Here is a 25760-nt window from a genome sequence, read left to right on the forward strand (position 1 = left end):
GCCCGCCCACCAGGCACTGCGTCACCCGCACCCCAGTCCTGCCCCCGCACGCAACCGCGCCATTGCGTCGGCGTGGGCGGCTGTTCCGCACCGCTCGAACAGCCGCAGGTCGAGCTCGTCCGCGTCGGTGTTTGCCGGCCTGGAGATCTGCTTCGGTCTTGGGGCCCGGCGAGGCTGCACCTTGGACGGGTAAATCGATATCACTGAGGTCAGGTTCTCTCGGTGTAACGCGTGAAGGGCATCGCGTCGAAAGTGTGCCGTATCGGTTTAGTCACCGTGCGTGGTTTTCTTGGCGAACTGGAGCCATGGGCAGAACGGTCAGAAGTCGCTCCGTCATATGCGGCCGGGAATTCCCGCTACTGGGAATTTCCGCTGGTCAGAGGCTTTCGAGACGAGTCGGCTGGGCCGTGTATGGGAAGTTTCCAAAGCCCAGTGCCGGGTGCGGCGCTTGACGAGGAAGAGGCAGCGGGAGATCACGTGGAATATGGTGTTCTAGTCGGCTGCCGTGGCAGGATTATCGACGGTCATGCCGGGGCAATTTAACGATTTGGGAGCATATATGCCAACTGCTCGCGGTGTAGCCGACTTGATGCGAATCCCCGACGGTGATTTGCGTCGGTCCGGGCCGACGGCGTTACGGATGTTGGTCGGCGCGCACCTGCGCCAGTTGCGCGAGTCGCGGGAGATCACTCGCGAAGCCGCCGGATATGTCATCCGGAGTTCGCATTCCAAGATCAGCCGCTTGGAGTGCGGGCGGACCAGTTTCAAGCTGCGTGATGTGGCTGACCTGCTCACCCTGTACGGCGTGGACGAGGCCGAACGCCAGACCGTCCTCATCATGGCCAAGCAGGCCAACGCGCCCGGCTGGTGGCAGGACTACCGAGATGTACTCCCCGACTGGTTCGACGCCTATCTTGGGCTGGAGCAGGACGCGGCCATCATTCGCACCTACGAGGTCCAGCTCATCCCTGGCCTGCTGCAGACCGAGGACTACGCCCGCGCGGTCATCGCGGACGGCCACGAGAACGCCTCTGCCGAGCAGATCGAGCGCCGGGTCGCGGTGCGGATGCGCCGCCAGCAGATCCTGACGCCACCCACGTCGCGCAAGCTTTGGGTGGTGATGGATGAGGCGGCGCTGCGCCGTCAGGTCGGCGACAGCGCGACGATGCGCGCCCAACTCGAACATCTCCTGGAGATGGCCGTGTTGCGTCATGTCACCATCCAGGTTCTTCCCTTCAGCTCTGGCAGCCGCGTCGGAGGTGTCGGCCCCGTCACCCTTCTTCGGTTCGCCCAGACAGAACTGGATGATGTGGTCTATCTTGAACAACTCGCTAGCGCGCACTATCTGAGCAAGGAATCCGACGTTCGCCCGTACCAGCATTTGCTGAACCAGCTCGGTGTCCACGCGCAGTCCGCGGCCGAGTCCCGGACGACTCTCCGCCAGATCATCAGCACCTTGTAGATCGCTGCTCCGGCCACCAGTGGCTCGGTGGGCCGAGGTCGGTGCTCGGGCCGGCTGGTGTGCCGGGCCCAGCGCCATGCGTGAGGGGAGCGGACCATACCGACGATGATCGGTCACCGCTGCCGGTTCCAGCTCCGGGGCAAGGGGCTGGACATCGACACAGCCGCGACTTCCTGGAGCTGATCGGCGCCTGCGCGGCGTTCGGCACGATCGGCGGCCGGGTCGTCCCGGGCCTGCGCGGTCACCGGTTCACCGCCGACGAGCGTGCTGCCGTGGCCGGGAACGTGGCCCGGGTCTGCTTGGTCGGCCATCCCGGAACGGCCTGAAGCCTCTCGGCGTCACCGCCGTTGGCTTGCCAGGAACCTGTCGCAAGAACACTTGCCGCTCCGCACAAGGGCCTCGCCTCCGTTTGTTTGGCTGCCATCTAAACTAACCGCCGACCGTTGACGTTTGTTCGTTGGGACGGAAAACTAACTCGCGAGCAGCAGCCTGCGCCCGTTAGTTGAAGGAGCTTTCATGCCCTACCGCCCGCCCTTGGTCGCGCACGAGTACTTCGTCGCCGACCCGCCGGAGCTGCCGGTCCGTACGCGTGGCGAACAGGGCCTGTCCGCGTTGACCGCCGCCGAGCCGGTGGCGGTGGACGACTCGGGGGTGACGCTGAAGGGCGTGACCTCGGCGGAGGAGAGCCTGGTCGTGCAGGTACGGGTGGCGGGCGAGGGGGTGATCCGGGTCCGGCTCGGCCAGGACGTGGACGCCCGTACCCGCTCGGCCCGGGCGATCTCCCTGGTGACCCCGGGCACGTACCCGCAAGCCCGGGTGGAGACCCGGTCCGGCGGGCTGACCATCGACGCGGGCTCGTTGCGCGCGGAGATCACCCTGGACCCGTGGCGGCTGCGGTTCACCGACGCGGCCGGTGCCACGCTGGTGGAGCAGGACCCTGGGCACACCGACATCAGCGGGCGGATGCGCACGCTGCCGTTCGGGCGCTCCCACGCAGACGGCGTCACGGTGGCCTACCACGAGAGCTTCGCGGCGCCGGCCGACGAAGCGTTCGCCGGGTTCGGGGAGTCGTTCACCCCACTCGACAAGCGTGGGCAGCGGCCCGTCATGTGGAACTTCGACGCCTTCGGCGCCGAGTCGCAGCGCGCCTACAAGAACGTGCCCTTCTACCAGTCGAGCAGGGGATACGGCATCGTCGTCGACAGCGGGACGCCGACGGAGTTCGACGTCTGCCAGTCCACGCACAGCGTCGTGCAGATCGTCGTCCCCGACGACCTGATCGACTACTACGTGCTCGCCGGGCCGACGCCGCCGGAGATCCTCGACCGCTACGACCGGCTGACCTGCCGCCCGGCGCTGCCGCCGAAGTGGGCGTTCGGCACCTGGATCTCCTCGGGCTTCTTCGTGGACAGCCAGGAGCGGGTCATGACGCGGGCCCGGAAGATCCGCGAGCGCGGCATCCCGTGCGACGTGCTGCACCTGGACACCTACTGGCAGACCGACGGCCACTGGTCCGACATGCGCTGGGACGAGGCCCGCTTCCCGGACCCCTCCGGGATGCTCGACGAGCTCGACGGGATGGGCTTCAAGGTCTGCCTCTGGATGAACCCCTACATCTCCCACCTGAGCCCAGCTTTCGCCCCCGCCGCCGAAGCCGGATATTTCCTGAAAAATCCGGACGGCGAGGCGTACGTCGCCGACTGCTGGCACGGCTCCTACCCGCAATGCGGCATCGTCGACTTCACCAACCCGGCCGCTGTCGCATGGTTCAAAGACCTGCTCCGCCCCCTGCTCCAGCAGGGCGTACAGGCGTTCAAGACCGACTTCGCCGAGGGTGTGCCGCACGACGCGACGGCCTTCAACGGCATGACCGGCACCGACCTGCACAACGTCTACACGCTGCTGTTCAACGACGCCGTCGCCGAGGTGACGCGCGAGATCAACGGGCACGGCCTGGTCTGGGCCCGCTCGTCGTTCCTGGGCGGCCAGCGGCACTCGGCCCAGTGGAGCGGCGACACCTTCACCAGCTACCCGGCGATGGGCAGCACGCTGCGCGGCGGCCTGGCCCACGGCCTGTCGGGGGTGCCGTTCTGGAGCCACGACGCGGGCGGCTTCACCGGCCGCCCGGCCGACGACCTCTACGTCCGCTGGACCCAGTTCGGCGCGCTCTCCCCGCTGCTGCGGCTGCACGGCACCACCAGCCGGGAGCCGTGGGAGTTCCCCGAGGTGGAGGCCGAGGCGGTGGCCGCGCTGCGGCTGAGGTACCGGCTCATGCCGTACCTCTACTCGGCGGCCGTGGAGGCCGCGCGGACCGGTGCGCCGATGATGCGGGCGCTGTGCGTCGACCATCCGGGCGACCCCGTCGCCTGGCAGGCCGACCTGGAGTATCTGCTCGGCCGTGACCTGCTGGTCGCGCCCATGACCTCGCCCGACGGCACTCGGCAGGTGTACCTGCCCGAGGGCCGGTGGGTCGACTACTGGACCGGGGAGGTGCTGGAGGGCGGGCGTTATCGCGCCGTCTCCGCGCCGCTGGACCACATCCCGCTGTTCGTCCGGTACGGCGCGCTCATCCCGGTCACGGCGCCCGGGAAAACGTCCGAGGACACGCCGGGGGGCACCGTGGACGTCCCCTCGGAGATCACCCTTGTCGCCTTCGGGGGCGGCGACAGCCGTACCACAGTCCACGATCTCGACGGCGAGACCGTCGTCGACGCCACCCGCGACGGCGACACCCTGCACGTCACCGTCACCGGGCCGAAGCGGATCGCCGGGGTCGAGTTCGCCCCCGTGGCGGGTGCTCCGGTCCGTGCGGTCATCACCTCCCAGGAGACACCATGATCAAGCTGAGAAGTGCCGCGGCGGCGCTCGCCGTCGCGGCATTGACCCTGACCGCGTGCGGCTCTGGTGACGACGGGCAGCAGCCTGCCGCCGGCGGCCAGCCGCGCGTGCTCAAGCTGTGGCACTACGAGAGCGCCGAAGGCGCGATGGGCAAGGCCTGGGCGGCGGCGATCAAGAAGTTCGAGTCGACCCACCCGGGCGTGACGGTGAAGTTCGAGGAGAAGGGCTTCGAGCAGATCCAGAAGACGGCCAGCATGGTGCTCAACTCCGACGAGGCGCCCGACATCATGGAGTACAACAAGGGCAACGCCACCGCCGGACTGCTGTCGAAGCAGGGCCTGCTGACGGATCTGTCGGAGCAGGCGACGAAGCGTGGCTGGGACAAGCTGCTGTCCGCCAGCCTGCAGACCACCGCCAAATATGACGACCGGGGCATCATGGGCTCGGGCAAGTGGTTCGGGGTGCCGAACTACGGCGAGTACGTGATGGTCTACTACAACAAAGACCTGTTCGAGAAGAACGGCGTCACGGTGCCGACGACGTTCGACGAGTTCACCGCCGCGCTCGACAAGTTCGCCAAGGCCGGCGTCACGCCGATCTCCACGGCCGGCGCCGAGTACCCGGCCCAGCAGATCTTCTACCTGCTCGCGCTGAGCAAGGCCAACCGGGCGTGGGTCGACTCCTACGAGCTCTACAAGGGCAAGGTCGACTTCCACGGTCCCGAGTTCACCTACGCCGCCGACACCATGGCCGACTGGGTGAAGAAGGGCTACATCGCCAAGGACTCGGCCGGGATCAAGGCCGAGGACATGGCCACCGCGTTCATCGGCGGCAAGTTCCCGATCATGGTGTCCGGCAGCTGGTGGTACGGCCGGTTCCAGACGGAGATCAAGAAGTTCCAGTGGGGCTCGTTCCTGTGGCCCGGCAACCAGCTCGCCCCCGGCTCCAGCGGCAACATCTGGGTCGTCCCGGAGAAGTCCAAGCAGAAGGACCTGGCCTACGACTTCATCGACATCACGATGAGCAAGGAGATCCAGAACCTGCTCGGCAACTCCGGCGGCGTCCCGGTCGCGGCCGACGCCGCCGCCATCACCGACCCCAAGAGCAAGGAGCTCATCGACAACTTCAACAAGCTGACCTCGCAGGACCAGCTGGCCTTCTACCCCGACTGGCCCGCCCCCGGCTACTACGACGTCCTCGTGGCCGGCGTCCAGAACCTCATCAACGGCAGCAAGCCCCCGGCCAAGGTGCTCGACGAGATCGCCCAGCCGTACACCGAGAACCTCGCGGACCTTGGCAACTAGAGCGGCACGCGGCTACTGGCCGTACCTGATCCCCAGCGCGGTGCTGTTCACCGCGGTCATCGTCGTGCCGTTCGTGATGAACGTCGCGACGAGCTTCACCCGCTGGTCGGGGGTGGGCACCCCCACCTGGATCGGGGTGGACAACTACGCCCGGCTGTTCCGGGACGAGCGGTTCTGGACGTCGTTCGCCAACAACGTGGCGCTGATCGTCGCCATGGCGATCATCCCCACGGTGCTCGGTCTGGTGCTGGCCGCCGCGTTGTTCGACTACATCGGCAAGCGGTTCGGCCCCCGCACGGCCTCGGCCCTGCGGGCGGCCTACTACCTGCCGCAGGTGCTGCCCGTCGCGGTGGCCGGGGTGGTGTGGGGCTGGATGCTCCACCCGACCTACGGCGCGGTGAACCAGATCTTCGGGCTGAAGGTCAACTGGCTCGGCGATCCGGACTACGCGCTGGCCACCGTGATGGCGGTGATGGTGTGGTTCCAGCTCGGCTACCCGGTCGTCATCTTCATGGCCGGGTTGCAGCGGGCCGATCCCGCGCTGCACGAGGCGGCGGAGATCGACGGGGCCTCGTGGTGGCGCAGGTTCTGGCACATCACGATCCCGCAGATCCGTCCTGAGATCTTCGTCGTGCTGCTGACCTGCACGATCGCCGCGCTCAAGGTGTTCGGGCCGATCTTCGTGCTGACCAGGGGCGGGCCGGCCAACGCCACGATGGTGCCCTCGTACTTCTCGTACCTGAACTTCTTCCAGAAGTCCAACGTCGGGTACGGCTCGGCCATCGCCACCATCCTGGCGCTGATCATCGTCGTGGTGACCTTCGCCTTTCTGCGGGTCCAGGAGCGAGAGTCGTGAGACGCTACCCGATCCTGGCCGCGATGACGGTGCTCGCCGCCGTCATGCTGTTCCCGTTCGTCATCGTCACGTTCAACGCCTTCAAGACGCCCGCCGAGTATTCGGCGGGCAGCCCGCTGAGCCCGCCGCAGGGCCTGAACCTCGACGGGATCATCGCCTTCTGGACCCGGGTCGACTTCGGCGAGAAACTGCTGAACAGCCTCGTGATCAGCGGCTCCGTCGCCGTGCTCGCCGTGGTGCTGTCGGTGCTCAACGCCTACGCCCTCGGCATCGGCCGGGTCCGGGGGCGGCTCTGGATCCTGGTGCTGTTCCTGGTGGCCAACACGCTGCCGCAGGAGGCGCTGGCCTACCCGCTCTACTACCTGGCCAAGGCGGCCGGCCTGTACGACTCCAAGCTGGCGGTGATCATCGTGTTCACCGTCATCCAGGCTGCCTTCGGCACCTACCTGCTCAGCGCCGTGCTCGGCCAGTTCCCGCGCGAGATCCTCGAGGCGGCGCGGATGGACGGCGCCGGGCGGTTCCTGGCGCTGTGGCGGATCGTCGTGCCGATCAGCCGGCCCACGCTGTCGGTCCTGGTGATCTTCTTCTTCATCTGGACCTGGAACGAGTTCTTCCTCCCGCTCATCTTCCTGGTCTCCAACGACACCCAGACGGTCCCCGTCGCCCTCGGCGTGCTGCAGGGCGAGAAGTACATGGACGCCACCATGTCCAGCGCCTCGGCGCTGCTCGGCATCGTCCCGGCCGTCGCTTTCTTCCTCATCTTCCAGCGGACGCTGACCCGGGGCATCACGGTCGGCGCCATCAAGTAGGAGCTTCCTGATGAAGCGAGTCCTAGCGGCCGTCTTGCTGGCGGTCACCATGGGCGGGGCGCCCGTCAACGCGGCGCGTGCCGCCGACGTCCTGCCGTACCAGAACCCGGCCCTGCCGCTCGACCAGCGCGTCGGCGACCTGCTGGGCCGGCTCACCCTCGACGAGAAGATCTCGCTGCTGCACCAGTCGCAGCGGGCGATCCCCCGGCTCGGCATCCCGTACTTCAAGGCCGGGACCGAGGCCCTGCACGGCGTCGCCTGGTCCAACGACCACAACGACGCCTGGAACCAGAAGCTGGCGAGCGGCACGGTCTTCCCGCAGGCCGTCGGCCTGGCCAGCACCTGGGATCCGGAGCTGATCAAGCGGGTCGGCTCGGCCGTGGGCGACGAGGTGCGCGGCTACAACGCGATCGACCCGGTCCTGTGGGGCACCCAGGTGTGGGCGCCGGTGGTCAACCTGCTGCGCGACCCGCGCTGGGGGCGCAACGAGGAGAGCTACTCCGAGGACCCGCTGCTGACCGGCGCCATCTCCACCGCCTACGGCAAGGGCCTGTCCGGCGACGACCCCGTCTACCTCAAGACCGCGCCGGTGCTCAAGCACTACCTGGCCAACAACAACGAGTACCTGCGCGGCCTCACCTCCTCCAACCTGCGGCCCAGGGTCAAGCACGAGTACGACGAGGCCGCCTTCAAGCCGGCCATCTCCGCCGACGCCGCCACCGGCGTGATGGCCTCCTACAACCTGGTCAACGGGCGGCCGAACACGGTCAACCCCGACCTCGACGACGTCGTGCGCTCGTGGACGCACAAGGACCTCTACAACGTGAGCGACGCCTGGGCGCCCGACGCGCTCCAGGAGTACGAGCACTACTACGAGACCAAGCCCGAGGCCGTCGCCGCGACGCTCAAGGCCGGGCTCGACAGCTTCACGATCAACAACGACGACCCCGCGCCCATGACCGCGAACCTGACCGCCGCCCTCTCCCAGGGCCTGATCACCGAGGCCGACATCGACCAGGCCGTGCGGCACGTGCTGTCGATCAGGATCCGGCTCGGCCAGCTCGACCCGGACGGCGGGCCGTACGCGAAGATCACCAAGGACGTGATCAACTCGGCGGCGAACCAGCGGCTCAACCGGGAGACCGCGAGCAAGGCGATGGTCCTGCTCAAGAACTCCGGCAGGACGCTGCCGCTCTCGCCCGGCCTGAAGAAGGTCGCGGTGCTCGGGCCGCTGCAGGACACCCTGTTCAGCGACTGGTACGGCGGCACCATGCCCTACCAGGTGACCCCGCTCGACGGCATCAAGGAGCGGCTCGGCGCGAAGGCGGCGGTGACCGGCGCCGACGCGCTGGACCGGATCGCGCTCAAGGACGTGGCCAGCGGCAAGTACGTCACCGCGACCGGCACCACGGGCCAGAACGTCGTCGTGTCGGACACCGCGCCCGCTGGCGCCTCGACCTGGGACCAGACCGACTGGACCGGTGACGTCTCGACCCTGCGCAACGTGGGCAACGGCAAGCTGCTGACCGGCAACTTCGGGCCGTACGTCACCAACTCCGACATCCCGGGCGGCTGGTTCGTCCAGCAGCAGTTCCGGCTGGAGCGGCAGGCGGACGGCACGTACCTGATCCAGTACGTCGGCTACGAGGTCAACGAGGGCTGGTGGCCCTTCCCCGAGCACTACGTGACCGTCGGCGCGGACGGCACGCTCGGCACCGGGACGAAGGCCGCCGCGGCGCACTTCGCCAGGGAGGTCGTCCAGAGCGGCGCCGAGACCGCGGCGGCCGCGGCCAAGGGCGCCGACGCGGCGGTGGTCGTGGTCGGCAGCAACCCGTTCGTCTACGGCCGCGAGAACCACGACCGCGCGAGCCTCGCGCTCGGCCAGGGCCAGCAGGACCTGATCAAGGCCGTCCGGGCGGCCAACCCCAACACCGTGGTCGTCCTGGAGGACAGCTACCCCACCACGATGAACGTGGACACCCCGTCCCTGCTCTGGACCACCCACGCGGGCGCCGAGACCGGGCACGCGCTCGCCGACGTGCTCTTCGGCGACCGCGACCCGGGTGGCCGGCTGACCCAGACCTGGTACCGGTCCGACGACCTGCCGGACATCCTCGACTACGACATCACCAAGACCGGGATGACCTACCTCTATCACCGGGGCGACCCGCTCTACGCCTTCGGCCACGGCCTCAGCTACACCACCTTCGGCTATCAGGGCTTGAAGGTGACCCCGCGCGGCGACTCCTACGACGTCACCGTCAAGGTCACCAACACCGGCTCGCGGGCCGGTGAGGAGGTCGTCCAGCTCTACACCCACCAGCAGAGCTCGCGCGTGACCCAGCCGGTCAAGCAGCTGCGCGGCTTCACCCGCGTCTCGCTGCGGCCCGGCGAGAGCCGTACGGTGAAGCTGACCGTGAAGAAGGCCGACCTGGCCCTGTGGGACGTCACCCGCGGCAAGTGGGCCGTGGAGACGGCCACCCACGACGTCCTGGTCGGCTCCTCCTCCTCGGCCATCAGGCAGCGCACGACGCTCCAGGTGGCCGGCGAGCGGATCCCGCCCCGCGACCTGACCAGGAGCACCCGGGCGATCGACTTCGACGACTACTCCGGCGTCGACCTGGTCGACACGTCGAAGGAGCGCGGCGAGGCGATCGGGGCGTCCGCGGGCGACTGGCTGAAGTTCGCCGGCACCGACCTGCGCGGCGGGCTCACCGGCATCACCGCCGGCGTGTCCTCGGTGGCGGGCGGCTCCTTCGAGGTCCGCTCGGGCTCTCCGACGGGCGCGCTCCTGGCCACCGTGGCGGTCCCGGCCACGGGCGGCATCTACCAGTACGGCACGGCGTCGGCGACGTTGTCCGGAGCCACCGGGGTCCGGGACCTCTACGTGGTCTTCAAGGGCGACCTGCGGATCAAGGATTTGACGCTCACGAAGTAAGTTTGGTTAATAACCAAACTATTGACCTCACTCGGAGGCTGTGTGAGCCTCTGAGTGAGGTTTCGGGGCCTCGATACCATGCGCGCTGGAACGGCGACGGCAGGGTCCTGTAACCCGGTCGTGCATGGCGGTCATCTGCTGCTGTGGGGCCCGCACGCCCCGGAGAGGGAAACCGCTCATGCGAAGAAGGTTGTTCAGCCTGCTCGCGATGGCCGCCGTCGTCGTGACGATGGTGGTCGTGCGGATGGCGCCGGTCGGCGCCGTCGCCGCGGATCCGTACGCGTTCAAGGGAGTGAAGATCGGCGGCGGCGGCTTCGTCCCCGGCATCATCTTCAACCAGAAGGAAAAGGACCTCATCTACGCCCGGACCGACATCGGTGGCGTCTACCGCTGGGACAAGACCAAGTGGGTGCCGCTGCTCGACTCGATCGGCTGGGACAAGTGGAACTGGGTCGGCGGCGTCAGCGTCGCCACCGACCCCGTCGACCCGAACCGGGTCTACGTCGCCACCGGCATGTACACCAACGACTGGGATCCCAACAACGGCGCGATCCTGCGCTCCACCGACCGGGGCGCCACCTGGGCCGCCACCGAGCTGCCGTTCAAGGGCTTCGGCAACATGCCGGGCCGCGGCATGGGCGAGCGCCTGGTCATCGACCCGAACAAGAACAACATCCTGTTCTACGGCACCGCCAACAAGAACGGCCTGTGGAAGAGCACCGACTACGGCGTCACCTGGGCCAAGGTCACCGGCTTCCCGAACGTCGGCAACTTCGCCCAGGACCCGAACGACACCACCTACAACTACAACACGATGACCCAGGGCATCCCCTGGATCACCTTCGACCCGCGCACCGGCTCGGCCGGCACCGCCACCAAGACGATCTACGCCGGGGTGGCGGACAAGGACAACAACGTCTACCGCTCCACCGACGGCGGCGCCACCTGGAGCCGGGTGGCCGGCCAGCCGACCGGCTACATCCCGCACAAGGGCGTGCTCGACGCGGTCAACGGCTACCTCTACCTGGCCACCGGCAACACCGGAGGCCCGTACGTGGGCGAGGACGGCGAGGTGTGGCGCTACGCCACCGCCACCGGCACCTGGACCGAGATCACCCCGACCCCCGACGCCGACCGCTACTACGGCTTCAGCGGCATGACCATCGACCGGCAGAACCCGAGCACGATCATGGTCGCCAGCCAGGTGTCGTGGTGGCCGGACAACATCATGTTCCGCAGCACCGACAGCGGCGCCACCTGGACGCGGATCTGGGACTGGAACGGCTACCCCAACCGGACCTTCCGCTACACCCAGGACGTCTCCTCGCACCCGTGGCTGGCCATGGGCAACCCGCAGCCCCCCGAGATCACCCCCAAGCTCGGCTGGATGACCGAGGCGATGGAGATCGACCCGTTCGACTCCAACCGGCTGCTGTACGGCACCGGCGCCACCATCTACGGCACCACCAACCTCAAGCAGTGGGACGCCGCCGGCGGCAAGATCACCATCAAGCCGTTCATCGAGGGGCTGGAGGAGACCGCCGTCCTCGACCTGATCAGCCCGCCGTCCGGGGCGCCGCTGCTGTCGGCGGTCGGCGACATCGGCGGCTTCGTGCACAGCAACCTCGACGCCGTGCCGCCCATGATGTACACCCAGCCCAACCTGGTCACCACCAGGAGCATGGACTACGCCGAGCTCAGCCCGTCGAACATGGTCCGCGCCGGCGACACTGACACGACCGGGGTGACCCGCCTCGGGTTCTCCTCCAACGGCGGCGCCAACTGGTGGCAGGCCAGCAGCGAGCCGGGCGGGGTCACCCAGGGCGGCAGCGTCGCGATCTCGGCGAACGCCGGCGCCACGGTGTGGGCGCCCACCGGCGGCGCGGTGAGCCGCTCGACCGACTCGGGCAGCTCGTGGACCGCCTCCAGCGGCATCCCGGCGGGCGCGCAGGTGCGCTCCGACCGGGTCAACCCGAACAAGTTCTACGGCTGGTCCGGTGGCAGGTTCTACGTCAGCACCAACGCGGGCGCCACCTTCACCCAGTCCGCCGCCACCGGCCTGCCCACCGGCGCCGCCACCGTCAAGTTCAAGGCCGTACCCGGCAAGGAGGGCCACATCTGGCTGGCCGGCGGCTCCCCGTCGACCGGCAAGTACGACCCGGCGGGCACGTACGGCCTGTGGCGCTCGACCGACTCCGGCGCCACCTTCACCAGGCTCGCCAACGTCACCGCGGCCGAGAACGTCGGCTACGGCAAGGCGGCGCCCGGCGCCTCCTACATGTCGATCTACCTGGTCGGCCTGATCGACGGCGTGCACGGCCTGTTCCGCTCCGACGACGCGGGCGCCTCGTGGGTGCGGATCAACGACGACAAGCACCAGTACGCCAACATGGGCGAGGCGCTCACCGGCGACCCGCGTATCTACGGCCGCGTCTACTTCGGCACCAACGGCCGCGGCATCATCTACGGCGACCGCACCGGCCCCAACCCGACCCCGACCCCGACGCCCACCCCGACTCCGACGCCGACACCCACGCCCACCCCGACACCCACGCCGACGCCGACGCCGGTTCCGGGCAAGTCGTGCGCGGCGACCTACGCGCCGGGCACCCAGTGGCAGGGCGGCTTCTCGGCCGGGGTGACGGTGAAGAACTCCGGCACGGTCGCCATCACCGGCTGGACGGTCAACTGGACCTTCCCCAACGGCCAGACGATCACCCAGCTCTGGAACGGCGTCCACACCCAGACCGGCGCCGCGGTCAAGGTCGTCAACGCCGGTTACAACGGCGCGCTGGACTCCGGCGCGAGCACGACGTTCGGCTTCAACGGCAGCTGGACGACCGCCAACAACCCACCCACCACGGTCACCTGCACGCCCGCCTGACACCGTGAGGAGGGAGGGGCCCGTCCCGGGTCCCTCCCTCGATCAGCCTTTGACGGCCCCGATGATGACGCCCTTGGTGAAGTGCTTCTGCACGAACGGGTAGATCACCAGCACCGGGAGCAGCGCCAGCGTCACGATGGCCATCTGGATGGCCAGGCTCGGCGGCAGCGCGTGCCCCCCGACGGCGGTGTCGCCCGTCTGGCCGACGAACATCGACTGCCCCTGCAGGACGAACTGCCGCAGCACCACCTGCAGCGGCCATTTGCTGTTGTCGTTGAGATAGAGGGTCGCGTTGAAGAAGGCGTTCCAGTAGCCGACCGCGTAGAACAGCCCGATCACCGCCGTGACGCCCTTGGACATGGGCAGCACGATCCGCCACAGGATGCGGAACTCACTCGCCCCGTCGATCCGCGCGCTGTCGGTGACCTCCTCCGGGATGTTCATGAAGAAGGCCCGCATGACGACCAGGTTGAACGCGGTGACGGCGGTCGGCAGGATCAGCGCCCAGTACGAGTCGATCAGCCCCAGCGAGCTGACCAGCAGGTAGCTCGGGATCATGCCGGGCCCGAACAGGAAGGTCAGCAGCACCAGGAACAGCATCGGCCGGTGCAACAGCGAACCGGGCCGCGACAGCCCGTAGGCCGCCAGGACCGTGACCGCGAGGCTGAGCAGGGTCCCGACGACGGTCACCCCGAGGCTCACCCCGATCGACCGGGTCACCACCCCGCCCGCGAACAACTGCTCGTAGGCGCCGAAGGACAGCTCGCCCGGCACGGTGACCAGGCCACCCGCCTTCGACACCGTCTCCTGCGTGGACAGGCTGGTCAGCACGACCATGTAGATCGGGAACAGCACCGCGGCCACGATGAGGGCCAGCACCAGCCCCTTGACGCTCGCGCCGAGCCGGGTGGGCCGCTCGGCCCAGACAGGCATAGTCATGATCGTTTGTAGATTCCCTGCTCGCCGAACCGATGGGCGACCTTGTTGGCTATGAGGATCAGGATCAGCCCGGCCACGCCCTTGACCAGGCCGGCCGCGGCGCCGTAGCTCCACTCGCCGGTCAGCAGCGTGCGCCAGTACACGAACGTGTCGAGCACCTCGGCGGCGTCCCGGCCGACGGCGTCGCGCTGCAGGAAGAACTGCTCGAAGCCGACGTTGAGCGCGTCGCCCAGCCGCAGGATCAGCAGCAGCACGAACACCGGGCGCAGGCCGGGCAGCGTGATGTGCCACAGCCGCCGCCAGCGGGAGGCGCCGTCCACGGCGGCGGCCTCGTAGAGGTGGGGGTTGATGGCCGCCAGCGCCGCCAGGAAGATGATCGTCCCCCAGCCCGCGTCCTTCCAGACCGACTCGGCGGTGACCAGCAGAATAAACGTGTCCGGATTTGTCATGATGTCCAGGCCGGAGAAGCCGTGGTCGCGCAGGATCTGCGCGAGCAGCCCCGCACCGCCGAACATCTGCTGGAACAGGGTGACGACCAGCACCCACGAGAAGAAGTGCGGCATGTACACGATGCCCTGGATGAACAGCCGCAGGCGGGGACGTACGACACTGTCGAGCAGGATGGCCAGCAGGATCGGCAGCGGAAAGTAGAAGATCAGCTGGAACGTGGTGATCGACAGCGTGTTGATCGTCGCGTCCCAGAAGCTCTGGTCGAACATCAGCCACTGGAAGTTCGACATCCCCACCCACGGGCTGTCCTTGATGCCGACATAGGGGGAGTAGTCCTGGAAGGCGATCACGTTGCCGAGCAGCGGCACGTAGTGGAACAGGAGCAGCAGCCCGATCGCCGGCACGGTCATGAGCAGCAGCTGCCAGTCGCGCCGGAACCGGCTCCGCAGCGAGCCGCGCTTGGCCCGCTCCTGAGCCCTTGCCCGGGTGGTGCCCGGGCGGCCGGGGGAAGCCGGATTCCCGGCCGGGGAACGCTCGACCGCGACGTGGTCAGGCGCGGCCATTGTCCCGCAGGACCTTCATGTAGAACTCGCGCGCCTCGTCGCCGCCGTCGCGCCGCCACTCCGCCGCGATCTGCTTGGCGTCGCTGACCGGCCGGCGGCCACGCATGATGTCGGTGTACTTGTCCTCGGTCGGCACCTGCAGGCCCGCGTACTTGGCGGGCCGCTGGATCCTGATCCCGTCGAACGGCGTCTTCTGGATGTACTGGAAGGAGGCGTTCTGCCACTCGATGTTGGCCTTGGCCGCCTCGGGGAAGGGCCAGTCCACATAGAGGGGGCGTCCGCCCAGGAAGCCGTAGGTGTAGGCGACCTCTTTGCGGCCCAGGTCCGTGTTCTGCGGGATGCCCTTGGCGTCCAGGGTGAAGTGCTTGCCCTTGATCCCGAAGTTGGAGAGCTCGTACTCCTTGGTCCCGTACGGCGCGGCGCACCAGTTGAAGATGGACAGGATCTCCTCCACCTTCTCCTTCGGCAGCCCCTTCTTGATGAAGGTGAACATGCCCGCCGCGTTGTTGTGGTACATGATCGGCGTGCCGCCGTCATGCGCGAACAGCGGGAAGACGCCCAGCGCGAAGTCGGGGTTCTTGCCGGTGTGCTGCTGGAGCAGTTCCTTCCAGGCGCCGAAGCCGTCCCGGTAGATCGTGATCTGGCCCGCGCCGATCAGGTCCTTCTCGTTGGCGCCTCTGCTGGCCAGGTTCGGATGGATGAGGCCCTCGGCGAAGAGCTTGCGCATCCACGCCAGCATCTCCTCGAACTCCGGCGTCTCGTACTTGTTCACCAGCTTGCCGCCCTCGTAGCGCCACTCCTGCGGGACGCCGAAGATGGGCCAGGCCATCTCGTGGATGTCGCCGAACGCCCAGCGCTTGGCCTTCGGGTCGGTGATCGTCTTGCCGAGCTGGTAGAGCTCGTCGGCGGTCTTGGGGTTCTGGTTCCAGCCGTTCTTCTCGAACAGGTCCTTGCGGTAGAGCAGGCCGTACGGGAAGGGCTCGGTGGGGTAGGGGACCGCCATCAGCTTGCCGTTCCACACCGACCACTCCCACGAGGCGGTCGGCAGGTTGGCCAGCAGCGGGTACGCCTTGACCTTGTCGCCCTGCAGGTACGGGGTGAGGTCCTCGAACGCCTTGTCCACGGCGGTGTTGAAGTCCGCCATCTTGTCGATCTCCCAGTTCGGGAGGGCGAAGATGTCCGGCAGGTCGCCGGAGGCCAGCCGGGCGATCGCCTTGTCGGCGTAGGTGTTGCCGTCGGCGATCTGGAACTCGAGCGTCGCGCCGATGTCGGCGTTGACCGCCTGGAAGTAGGAGTTGCTCGCCAGTCCGGGCGGCGGCGGGCCCCACAGCGGGGTCATCGCCTTGTAGCTGCCGCCCTTACCCGCCTTCTGGGTGAGCGCCGCGGCGGGGCTGGCCGGATAAGTGGTGAAGCCGCCGGCGATGCCGGGCACCCCCGGCAGGTTGGAGACCGTGCCGGCCAGGTCGGGCTTGACGCCGGCGAACTCGACATAGGCCGGCGCCAGCTTGCTCAGCTTGTCCGCGGCCGCCGCGGTCGCGCCGCTCGTGCCGGGCCTGGTCCCGGTCGGGGCGGAGCAGGCGGCGAGTGTGGTGAGACCGGCCAGGCCGAGAAATCCACGGCGAGTCATCGACGGTGTCATGACGGCTCCCTTCGTTCGTCGGAGCAGGATGAGGGGTGTCGGAACCGGATGCCTACGGGCTAGAATTAGTTCGTCTAATGACCAAACAAACTAAACCCGAGGCGGTGCTGACCACAAGGTGTGCCACCGGTCACAGATTGATGTCGTGAGTGAGATGAGATTCCCTGACGGCTCCCCCCGGGGAGCCGCCGCCGCCAATGGGGGCCCGCCCGGCTCTCGCCGATGGCGTGGGGACACCGGGGAACGGCGCACACTGGTAGCGCGGCATGACCGCCCGCGACGGCCTGACGGACGGGACAGACTTTGATCACCTCATCGACCGACCCGCAGCCGGCCGACTTCGCCGATGTGCGGGCCACCAACCTGGCCGTCGTGCTGCGCTTCGTCCGCGAGCACGCGCCCTGCTCCCGGGCCGACATCGCGGCCTCCACGGGCCTGAACAAGGCGACCGTGTCGAGCCTGGTCGCCGACCTGATCGACCGCCGGCTGGTCCGGGAGACCGGCCTGACCGAGAACCGGGTGGGGAGGCCGGCCACGATGCTGGTGCTCGACGGCTCGCCGTACGCGGCGATCGGGCTGGAGATCAACGTCGACTACGTGACGGCCGTCGCCGTCGACCTGGCGGGGGAGCGGCTGCTGTCCTGGCGGCGTGCCTTCCCCGGCTCCGTGGCCGCCGTGGCCGCGATCGTCCGGCGGGTGGTCAACCGCATGGCCAAGGAGGACAAGCAGATCCTCGGCCTGACCGTGGCGGTGCCCGGCCTGGTCGACGGGCAGGGCGTCGTGCGGGTGGCGCCCAACCTCGGCTGGCTCGACACCGACGTGAGCGGCGACCTCGCCAAGGCGCTGCGCGATCCCGGTTTCCCCATCCAGGCCGACAACGACGCCAACCTTGGCGCCCTGGCCGAGCACCGGTTCGGCCCCCATGGGGCGGTCTCGGACCTGGTCTACCTGACCGGTGAGTTGGGCGTGGGCGCCGGGGTCATCCTCGACGGGCGGCTGCGGCGCGGTGGCCGCGGCTACAGCGGGGAGATCGGTCACATCCAGATCGACCCGCAGGGCCCGCAGTGCCGGTGCGGCCGGATCGGCTGCCTCGAAGCGGTGGCCGGCATCGGCGCGGTGCTGGAGCACGCCTCGCCCTCGCCGGTCGAGGTGGAGCTGGAGATCGAGGAGGTCGTCCGGCGGGCCCGCGCGGGCGACGCCCGCACCCTCGCCCTGCTCGGCGGCGTCGGCCGCGACCTCGGCCGCGGGGTGGCCATCCTGGCCAACCTGCTCAACCCCCAGGTGGTGATCCTCGGGGGCTACTACGTGCCGCTGGCGCCCTGGCTGCTGCCCGCGGTCGAGGCCGAGGTACGCGAGCGCACGATCGCGCCGGAGGCCGGCGGCTGCCAGGTGGTGATGTCGTCCCTCGGCTATGACGCGGCCGCGCTCGGCGGGGCGGCCCGGGTGCTCGACTCCGTCGATTCAGGAAGATTGCCGCGAATCTCTTGACCCCGCTCGCGGACGCGTGCACCCTTCAGAAGAACTCCGTTCCGAAACACTCGTGTAACCGGACGGGGTTTTTCTGGACCGGCTATCGAAGCGCTTCGACAGAGGCGCCCCCCGCCCGCTAGTCGAAGCGTTTCGACGCTCTCAGAGGATGGCTCCATGAACGAACCGTTCCGCGACCCGGACCTCCCCCTCGCCGAGCGGATCGCCGATCTGCAGGCCCGGCTGACCGTGACCGAGAAGCTCGGCCTGCTCCACCAGTACCAGGCGCCGGTCGAACGGCTCGGCGTGGGCGCCTTCCGCACCGGCACCGAGGCCCTGCACGGCCTGGCCTGGCTGGGTCCGGCGACGGTGTTCCCGCAGGCCGTGGGTCTGGCCTCGACCTGGGACCCGGAGCTGGTCCGCAGGGTGGGGGAGGCCGCGGGCGAGGAGGTCCTGGCCTTCCACCACAAGGACCCGTCGGGCGCCGGGCGCAACGTGTGGGCCCCCGTGGTCAACCTGCTGCGCGATCCCCGCTGGGGTCGCAACGAGGAGGGCTACTCCGAAGATCCGTTACTGACCGGGGTCATGGCCACGGCCTACGCGCACGGACTCCGTGGGAGCGCTCCCGTGATGCGGACCGCGCCCACCCTCAAGCACTTCCTCGGCTACAACAACGAGACCTACCGCTGCGTCACCTCCAGCAACCTGCCGCCGCGGGTGCTGCACGAGTACGAGCTGCCCGCCTACCGGCCGGCCCTGGAGAGCGGCGCCGCCGTCGCGATCATGCCCTCCTACAACCTGGTCAACGGCCGCCCGGCGCACCTCAGCCCGCTGATCGAGCAGGTGCTGCGGGCCTGGGCGCCGGACGACCTCCTCGTGGTCAGCGACGCCTACGCCCCCGGCAACCTCACCGGGCTGCAGGGCTACTACGACGACCCCGCCGAGGCGTACGCGCACGCCGTACGGGCCGGGCTCGACAGCTTCACCCAGGACGACGACCGCGCCGAGGCCACCCTCGGCCACCTGCGCGCGGCGCTGGAGCGCGGCCTGCTGACCGAGGCCGACATCGACACCGCCGTGCGGCACACGCTGTCGATCCGCTTCCGGCTCGGCGAGTTCGACCCCGCCACGCCGTACGACGACATCACCGAGGCGGTCGTCAACTGCCCCGAACACCAGGCACTGGCCCGGCGGGCGGCCCGCGCCTCGATCGTGCTCCTGAAGAACGACGGCCTGCTGCCCCTGGCGGCGCCGGCCCGGATCGCGGTGATCGGCCAGCTCGGCGACACCCTGATGGAGGACTGGTACAGCGGCACGCTGCCGTACGAGGTGACCGCCCGCGCCGGTCTGGCCGAACGCGGCGAGACGATCTTCTGCGAGGCCGTCGACCGCGTCACACTGACCGCCGACGCGGGCCCGGTGGTGGCCGGCCTCGACGGCGGCCCCCTGGGCATCGGCACGCCCGGCGGCCGGTTCGACCTGTTCGACTGGGGCGGCGGATCGTTCGCGTTCCGCGCGGTCGCGACCGGCCGCTTCCTGTCCGTGGACGACGACGGCGTGCTGGTCAACGACCAGCCGGGCCCCAACGGCTGGGAGGTGCGCCAGACGTTCCGGCTGGAACAACGCACCCGCGGCGCCGTCGTGCTGCGCCACATCTCCACGGGCCGCTACATCGGCCTGGCCGCCGACGGGGTCTTCCGGCTGGTGGACGACGCCGACGCCGCCACCTGGCTGACCGTGGACGTCGTCGAGAGCGGCGCCGCGGCGGCGGCCCGGCTGGCGGCCACCGCGGACGTGGCGATCGTGGTGGTGGGGGACCACCCGCTGGTCAACGGCCGCGAGACCGAAGATCGTGCGGACCTGGCCCTGGCCCCCGCCCAGGACGCGGTCGTCCGGGCGGTACGGGCGGCCAACCCGCGCACGGTCATGGTGATCACCAGCGGTTACCCCGTCACCTGGACGGACCCGGACGTGCCCGCGGTGCTCTGGTCCTCCCACGGCGGCCAGGAGTACGGCCACGCGCTGGCCGACGTGCTGTTCGGCGACGCAGACCCGGAAGGGCGGCTCACCCAGACCTGGTACCGCTCGGCCAGCGAGCTGCCCGACCTGCTCGACTACGACGTCATCGCCACGGACGCCACCTACCTCTACTACCGGGGCACCCCGCTCTACCCGTTCGGCCACGGACTCAGTTACACGAGCTTCGACTACTCCGGCCTGACCGTCGCCGTCGACGGCGAGAGCGTCACCGCCACGGTCACGGTCACGAACACCGGCCCGCGCCCCGGCGCCGAGGTCGTGCAGTTCTACACCCACCAGCGGCGTTCCCGGGTCAAGCAGCCGCTGCGCCGGCTGCGGGGCTTCGAACGGGCGCGCCTGGCGCCCGGTGAGAGCCGTGCCGTCACGCTCACCTTCCCCGTACAGGACCTGGCCTTCTGGGACGTCACCCGCGGCAGGTTCGCCGTCGAGGACGCGCCGCACCAGCTCATGGTCGGCCGCAGCGCGACCGACCTGCGGCTGAGCGCGGCCTTCCACGTCGAGGGCGAGACCATCCCGCCCAGGAGGGGCGCGCTGCCCGCGGCGGACCACGACGCCTACGACGCGGTCGCCTTCGTCGACGCGGCCAAGGTGGCGGGCGACGCCGTACGGTCCGAGGCCGAGGGGGCGTGGATCCTGTTCCGCGACGTCGAGCTCACCGGGGCCGCCTCGTGCCTGATCGAGGCCGCGAGCACCGAGGGCGGCGTCGTCACGCTCCGGCTGGACGACCTCCTGCACGGCCCCACGTTGGGCGCCATCCCCGTGCCCCCCGCCGGGCGCTACGCTCCGGCGGCCACCTCGGCCGAGCTTGCGGAAGCCTCGGGGGTGCACGATCTTTATGTCGTGTTCGAGAACGTGGGCATCACGCTGGGCAGGCTGGAACTGACCGGCACCGGACGGGCGGCCGCCCGATCGGCCGGCGCCGTACGCGCCGACCGGGGACGAGCGGGCAGAGGGCGCGTGGGCAGAGGCCGAGCCGGCACCGGACGGGCGGCTACATGACGGACGGCCACGTGCCAGGTGGTCACGGGACAGGTGACCCGACGAGTGGGCACACCGACGGCGGGCACGCGACCGGCCGGGCGGTCACCATCGTGGAGGTCGCCCGGCACGCGGGCGTGGCCGTCAGCACGGTCTCCTACGTGCTCAGCGGCAAGCGGGCGATCTCGGCGGACACCCGGCGGCGGGTGCTCGACAGCGTGCGGACGCTCGGCTACCACCCCCACGCCGGCGCCAGGGCGCTGGCCAGCAAGCGGGCCAACGTGATCGCGCTGGTGCTGCCGCTGCGGGCCGGGATGCACGTGCCGGTGCTGATGCGCTTCGCCACCTCGGTGGTCACCGCGGCCCGCCACTTCGATCACGACGTGCTGCTCCTGACCGCCGACGAGGGCCTCGACGGGCTGCGCAGGGCCGCGGCCAGCGCGCTGGTCGACGGCCTGGTGCTGATGGACGTCGAACTCGACGACCCCAGGGTGCCGCTGCTGCGCCGGCTCGCCGAGCCCAGCGTGCTGATCGGCTTCCCCGCCGACTCCGCCGGGGTGACCTGCGTGGACCTCGACTTCGCCGCCGCCGGGGAGCTGTGCGTGGCGCACCTGGCCGAGCGCGGGCACCACGAGGTGGCCCTGCTCGGCGCGCCGTCGGTGGTCTACGAGCGGGGGACCGGGTTCGCCCGCCGTACGCTCGAAGGCTTCACCGCCGCCCTGGCCGAGCACGGGCTCGACGGCACGGCGCTGCCGTGCGAGGAGACCTTCGACGAGGTGCACGCCACCGTGAGCGGGCTGCTGGCGGCCCGGCCCGGCCTGTCGGGGCTGGTCGTGCACAACGAGGCGGCCGTCAACCACGTGCTGAGCTCGCTGCGGCAACTGGGCCGCAAGGTGCCGCAGGACCTCGCGGTGGTGGCGATCTGCCCCGACGACATCGCCGAGCCCGCCCGGCTCACCTCGGTGCTGATCCCGGCCGAGGAGGTCGGCAGGGAGGCGGTCGGGCTGCTGATGGAGAAACTGGCGGGCCGCACGGTGCCGCCCGCGACCCTGCTGGTCCCGCGCCTGACCGTACGCGCGAGCACCTGAGCATCAGCTCAGCGGTGGCGGGTGGCGCCCTTCGCCGGGCAGCGTTCCGTCGCCTCGGGGGGAAAGAGGGAGACGGGGGAGGGCAGGGGGAGCGGCACGTCCGACGGGCGGGTGCCGTCGAGGAGGAGCGCCAGGTAGCGCTGCTGGTCGGCGCCGTCGTCGGCCCCTCGGTGGACGGTCGTCGCCATCACCATCACCACGATCGCCGCCAGGTCGCGGACCTGCAGATCGTCGCGGACCAGCCCGCGCTCCCGCGCGGTGGCCAGCACGTCGCCGAGCGGCCCCATGAACCGCTCGGCGATGCCGATCGTGAACGCCCCGGCCTCCTTCGCCGCGGACAGGAGCGACCGGTGGCCGGCCAGCGTGCCGACCGTGGCCGCCAGCGCGTCGGCCAGCCCCTGCCTGGGGTCGGCGGCCACGCGGGCGGCCTGGACGACCGGCTCGATCTCCTCGGCGAAGTAGGTCTCGAAGGACGCCCTGATCACGCCGTCGCGGTCGCCGAAGCGCCGGTAGACGGTGGCGATGCCGACCCCGGCGCGGCGGGCGATCTCCTCCAGCGGGACGGCCGTGCCCGACTCGTGCAGGGCCGTGATCGCCGCCCTGACGATCCTGTCGGAGTTACGCAGTGCGTCCGCACGACGTCGCTGCTCTGGCACACGCCGAACGCTAGCAGCATCCACGCGGTCACTCCACGGCAGCGTTACCAGGCCACCTCGAGTGACGCCACGCCGTACACGAGGTGGAAGGAGCGGAAGTCCGCGACCGGCGTGACGGCACGGAGCTTGGGGAAGCGCTGGAACAGGGCGGGGAAGGCGATCCGCATCTCCATCCGGGCCAGCGGCGCGCCCAGGCAGTGGTGCACGCCGTGGCCGAAGGCGAGGTGGCCGGGCGCGCCGCGGGTGATGTCCAGCCCCTCGGCGTCCTGCATGAAGGCCGGGTCGCGGTTGGCGAGGGGCAGCGAGCAGACCACCACCTCGCCGGGCTTGATCGTCTGACCGGCTATCTCGGTCTCCTTGGTGCACACCCGGGCCAGGCTGGCGTGCAGGATGCTGAGCCAGCGCATCAGCTCCTCCACGGCGGCGTCGATCCGCTCGGGCTCCTTCAGGAGCAGCTCGAGCTGGTCCGGCTGCCGGAGCAGGGCCAGCGTGCCCAGGCCGAGCATGTTGGAGGTGGTCTCGTGCCCGGCGATCAGCAGGAGGTTGCCGATGCCGATCAGCTCGTTCGTCGTCAGGTCGTCGCCGTGCTCGCGCACCAGCATGCCCAGCAGTTCCTCGCCGGGGTCGGCCTGGATGCGGGTGACCAGATCGGTCATGTACGCGCGCGACTCCAGCTGCAGCTTGAACCGCTCGTCCATGGGCAGCGACACGTCGAGCAGCCGGCCGGTCCTGCGCTGGAAGTCCGCACGGTCCTCGTACGGCACGCCCAGCAGCTCGCAGATCACCAGCGACGGGATCGGCAGCGCGAACGACTGCACCAGGTCGACGGGCGAGCCGGCCTGTTCCATGGCGTCGAGGTGCTGCTCGACGATGTCCTTGATCCGCGGTTCCAGCCGCCGCATCCGGCGGATGGTGAACTCCGGCGTCAGGAACCGGCGCAGCCGGGTGTGCTCGGGCGGGTCGAAAGCGAGCAGGTTGCCGGCGCGGAGCGCGGCGATCTCCTCCTCCGACGCGCCGGGCGGCTGGAAGAAGGTCTGACGGGCGCTGCTGAACCGCTCGGCGTCGCCCAGCACCGCACGCGAGTCGGCGTAGCGGGTCACCATCCAGGCTTCGATGCCGAAGGAGGTGGTGACGCGGGTGATCCCCTCCTTCTCCCGCACCTCCGCCAGCTCGGGAACGGGATCGAACTGCGCTCGCCGCATGTACATGGGCAGCGTCGAGATGTCGCTCATACAACCCCCAGGAATGACCAGTCGTCATGAAGTGCCCTGACAAGAAACGATAGCAACCTATCGCTTAGCCGCAAGACCATCGGGGGTAAACATTGGGCCTTGACGACCTTTGTGGTATCGCAAACACTCAACGCGCCCAGAAACCGCCACATATCCGGCAGGCAAAATGTTAGCGCTAACCAAACTATCGCTAGCTTAAATGAGGAGTGCGTTGCCATGTTTCGCCTCAGAGCCGTGACCCTCGCCGCGGCGGCCGCCGCCGGGCTGGTCCTCATCACCGCAGCTCCGGCGCCCGCCGCCGCGCCGATCACCACCTCGATCTACACCGCCGACCCGGCCGCCCTGGTGGTCGGCGACACGATGTACCTCTACACGGGCCACGACGAGGCCCCCGCCGGCGGCTCGAACTTCGTCATGCGCGACTGGCACGTGTTCACCTCCGGCGACGCGACGGCCTGGACGGACCAGGGCGCGAAGCTGAAACTTACAGACTTCTCGTGGGCGGGCGCCGACGCGTGGGCGGGCGAGGTCGAGCCGCGGGGCGGCAAGTACTACTGGTACGCCCCCGTCAACGGCAACGGCGCCGGCTGGATGGACATCGGCGTGGCGGTCGGCGACAGCCCGCTCGGCCCCTTCCGCGACGCCAAGGGCGGCCCGCTGATCAGCGACAGCACCCCGAACTCCTCCCCGCTCAACATCGACCCGACCGTCTTCACCGACGACGACGGCCAGGCCTACATCTACTGGGGCTCCTACTACGGCCTGCGCGCCGCCAAGCTCAAGCCCGACATGATCAACCTCGACGGAGGCGTGATCACCCCGAGCGGCGTGTCGAACTTCTGGGAGGCCCCCTGGATGTTCAAGCGCAACGGCACCTACTACCTCGCCTACTCCGCCAACGACTCGGCCTGCTCCGCGCCCGGCTACGCGTGCATCCGCTACGCCACCGCGAGCAACCCGCTCGGGCCGTGGACCCACCGGGGCGTGGTGCTCGACCAGGTCACCTCGACCACCAACCACCCGGCGATCATCGAGTTCAAGGGCCAGTGGTACATGGTCTACCACAACGCCAACAGCCCGGGTGGCGGCAACTTCCGCCGTTCCGTCACCCTGGACAAGCTCTACTGGAACGCCGACGGCACCATGCAGAAGGTCGTGCAGACGACCGGTCCGGCGAGCTCGAACCTGGCGCTGAGCGCGACGGCGTCCACCTCGTACGTCTCGCCGTGGGAGACCCTCGGCGCGATCAAGGACGGCTTCACCCCGGCGAACTCGGCCGACCACAGCCACGGCGCCTACGGCAACTGGAGCCATCAGGGCACCGAGTGGCTGGAGTACCAGTGGCCGTCCGCGCAGACCGTCGGCCGGGTCGGGGTCTACTGGTTCGACGACGACCAGGGCATCGACCTGCCCGCCTCCTGCAAGGTCCAGTACTGGAACGGCAGCGCGTACGTGGACGTGCCGGGACAGTCGGCCTGCGGCGTGGCGGCCAACACCTTCAACACAGTGACATTCCCGTCGATCTCGACGACCAGGCTCCGGCTCAGCATCACCTCGAAGAGCGGCTTCTCGACCGGCGTCCTGGAGTGGACCGCACAGGCGTGACCCTCTCACCAG

General features: G+C 69.4%; 17 protein-coding genes. 12 read left to right on the forward strand and 5 right to left on the reverse strand.

Annotated features, from left to right (window positions below):
* Positions 1-589 precede the first annotated feature (589 nt).
* From KME78_RS25220 to KME78_RS66315, 8 genes are all read left to right on the forward strand, one after another.
* Positions 590-1462 carry a Sco1979 family transcriptional regulator gene (locus KME78_RS25220; protein WP_219531812.1) on the forward strand — a complete coding sequence of 291 codons (873 nt, stop codon included), beginning with the start codon at positions 590-592 and terminating at the stop codon, positions 1460-1462.
* An 80-nt stretch (positions 1463-1542) separates the two neighbouring features.
* Positions 1543-1788, forward strand: a complete 246-nt coding sequence (locus KME78_RS64610) for a DUF6192 family protein (protein ID WP_219531814.1) — start codon at positions 1543-1545, stop codon at positions 1786-1788.
* Between the two features lie 190 nt (positions 1789-1978).
* Entirely contained in the window at positions 1979-4300 is a 2322-nt protein-coding gene (locus KME78_RS25230) for a TIM-barrel domain-containing protein (RefSeq protein ID WP_219531816.1), read from the forward strand.
* Positions 4297-5604 carry an ABC transporter substrate-binding protein gene (locus KME78_RS25235; RefSeq protein ID WP_219531818.1) on the forward strand — a complete coding sequence of 436 codons (1308 nt, stop codon included), beginning with the start codon at positions 4297-4299 and terminating at the stop codon, positions 5602-5604. The genes KME78_RS25230 and KME78_RS25235 overlap by 4 nt, the downstream gene beginning before the upstream one ends.
* The gene (locus KME78_RS25240; RefSeq protein WP_219531819.1) at positions 5594-6460 is read left to right on the forward strand and encodes a carbohydrate ABC transporter permease; all 867 of its coding nucleotides are present in this window, start codon (positions 5594-5596) and stop codon (positions 6458-6460) included. The genes KME78_RS25235 and KME78_RS25240 overlap by 11 nt, the downstream gene beginning before the upstream one ends.
* Entirely contained in the window at positions 6457-7269 is an 813-nt protein-coding gene (locus KME78_RS25245) for a carbohydrate ABC transporter permease (RefSeq protein WP_308127125.1), read from the forward strand. The genes KME78_RS25240 and KME78_RS25245 overlap by 4 nt, the downstream gene beginning before the upstream one ends.
* Before the next feature lie 10 nt (positions 7270-7279).
* Positions 7280-10207, forward strand: coding sequence for a glycoside hydrolase family 3 protein (locus KME78_RS25250; protein ID WP_219531820.1), 2928 nt, complete (start codon positions 7280-7282; stop codon positions 10205-10207).
* Positions 10208-10385: 178 nt separating this feature from the next.
* Positions 10386-13091, forward strand: coding sequence for a cellulose binding domain-containing protein (locus KME78_RS66315; protein ID WP_219531821.1), 2706 nt, complete (start codon positions 10386-10388; stop codon positions 13089-13091).
* A gap of 42 nt (positions 13092-13133) precedes the next feature.
* Here the strand turns inward: KME78_RS66315 and KME78_RS25260 are convergent, their stop codons facing one another.
* From KME78_RS25260 to KME78_RS25270, 3 genes are read right to left on the reverse strand one after another with little or no spacing between them, the layout of a single operon-like run.
* Entirely contained in the window at positions 13134-14030 is an 897-nt protein-coding gene (locus tag KME78_RS25260; protein ID WP_219531822.1) for a carbohydrate ABC transporter permease, read from the reverse strand.
* Positions 14027-15043: an ABC transporter permease gene (locus tag KME78_RS25265; RefSeq protein ID WP_219531823.1), complete on the reverse strand. Its 1017-nt coding sequence runs from the start codon at positions 15041-15043 to the stop codon at positions 14027-14029. Before KME78_RS25265 ends, KME78_RS25260 begins: the two co-directional genes overlap by 4 nt.
* Positions 15030-16682, reverse strand: coding sequence for a type 2 periplasmic-binding domain-containing protein (locus tag KME78_RS25270; protein WP_219531824.1), 1653 nt, complete (start codon positions 16680-16682; stop codon positions 15030-15032). The genes KME78_RS25265 and KME78_RS25270 overlap by 14 nt, the downstream gene beginning before the upstream one ends.
* A gap of 303 nt (positions 16683-16985) precedes the next feature.
* On the opposite strand from KME78_RS25270, the gene KME78_RS25275 reads away from it, so the two are divergent.
* The 3 genes from KME78_RS25275 (at position 16986) to KME78_RS25285 (ending at position 22255) form a co-directional block, all read left to right on the forward strand.
* Positions 16986-18170, forward strand: a complete 1185-nt coding sequence (locus KME78_RS25275) for an ROK family transcriptional regulator (RefSeq protein ID WP_219531825.1) — start codon at positions 16986-16988, stop codon at positions 18168-18170.
* 156 nt (positions 18171-18326) lie between these two features.
* Complete coding sequence (locus tag KME78_RS25280; RefSeq protein WP_219531826.1) at positions 18327-21188, forward strand: glycoside hydrolase family 3 C-terminal domain-containing protein; 2862 nt, start codon at positions 18327-18329, stop codon at positions 21186-21188.
* Positions 21185-22255, forward strand: a complete 1071-nt coding sequence (locus tag KME78_RS25285; RefSeq protein WP_219531827.1) for a LacI family DNA-binding transcriptional regulator — start codon at positions 21185-21187, stop codon at positions 22253-22255. Before KME78_RS25280 ends, KME78_RS25285 begins: the two co-directional genes overlap by 4 nt.
* Positions 22256-22263: 8 nt before the next feature.
* On the opposite strand, the gene KME78_RS25290 is transcribed toward KME78_RS25285, so the two are convergent.
* Entirely contained in the window at positions 22264-22911 is a 648-nt protein-coding gene (locus KME78_RS25290) for a TetR/AcrR family transcriptional regulator (RefSeq protein ID WP_219531828.1), read from the reverse strand.
* 44 nt (positions 22912-22955) lie between these two features.
* On the reverse strand, positions 22956-24143 hold the full coding sequence (locus KME78_RS25295) for a cytochrome P450 (protein ID WP_219531829.1): 1188 nt from the start codon (positions 24141-24143) through the stop codon (positions 22956-22958).
* A 216-nt stretch (positions 24144-24359) separates the two neighbouring features.
* Here KME78_RS25295 and KME78_RS25300 point away from each other — a divergent pair, with 216 nt between their 5' ends.
* Entirely contained in the window at positions 24360-25748 is a 1389-nt protein-coding gene (locus KME78_RS25300) for a glycoside hydrolase family 43 protein (protein WP_219531830.1), read from the forward strand.
* Positions 25749-25760: the final 12 nt, after the last annotated feature.

This window comes from Nonomuraea guangzhouensis (assembly GCF_019396345.1).
Classification (GTDB): domain Bacteria; phylum Actinomycetota; class Actinomycetes; order Streptosporangiales; family Streptosporangiaceae; genus Nonomuraea; species Nonomuraea guangzhouensis.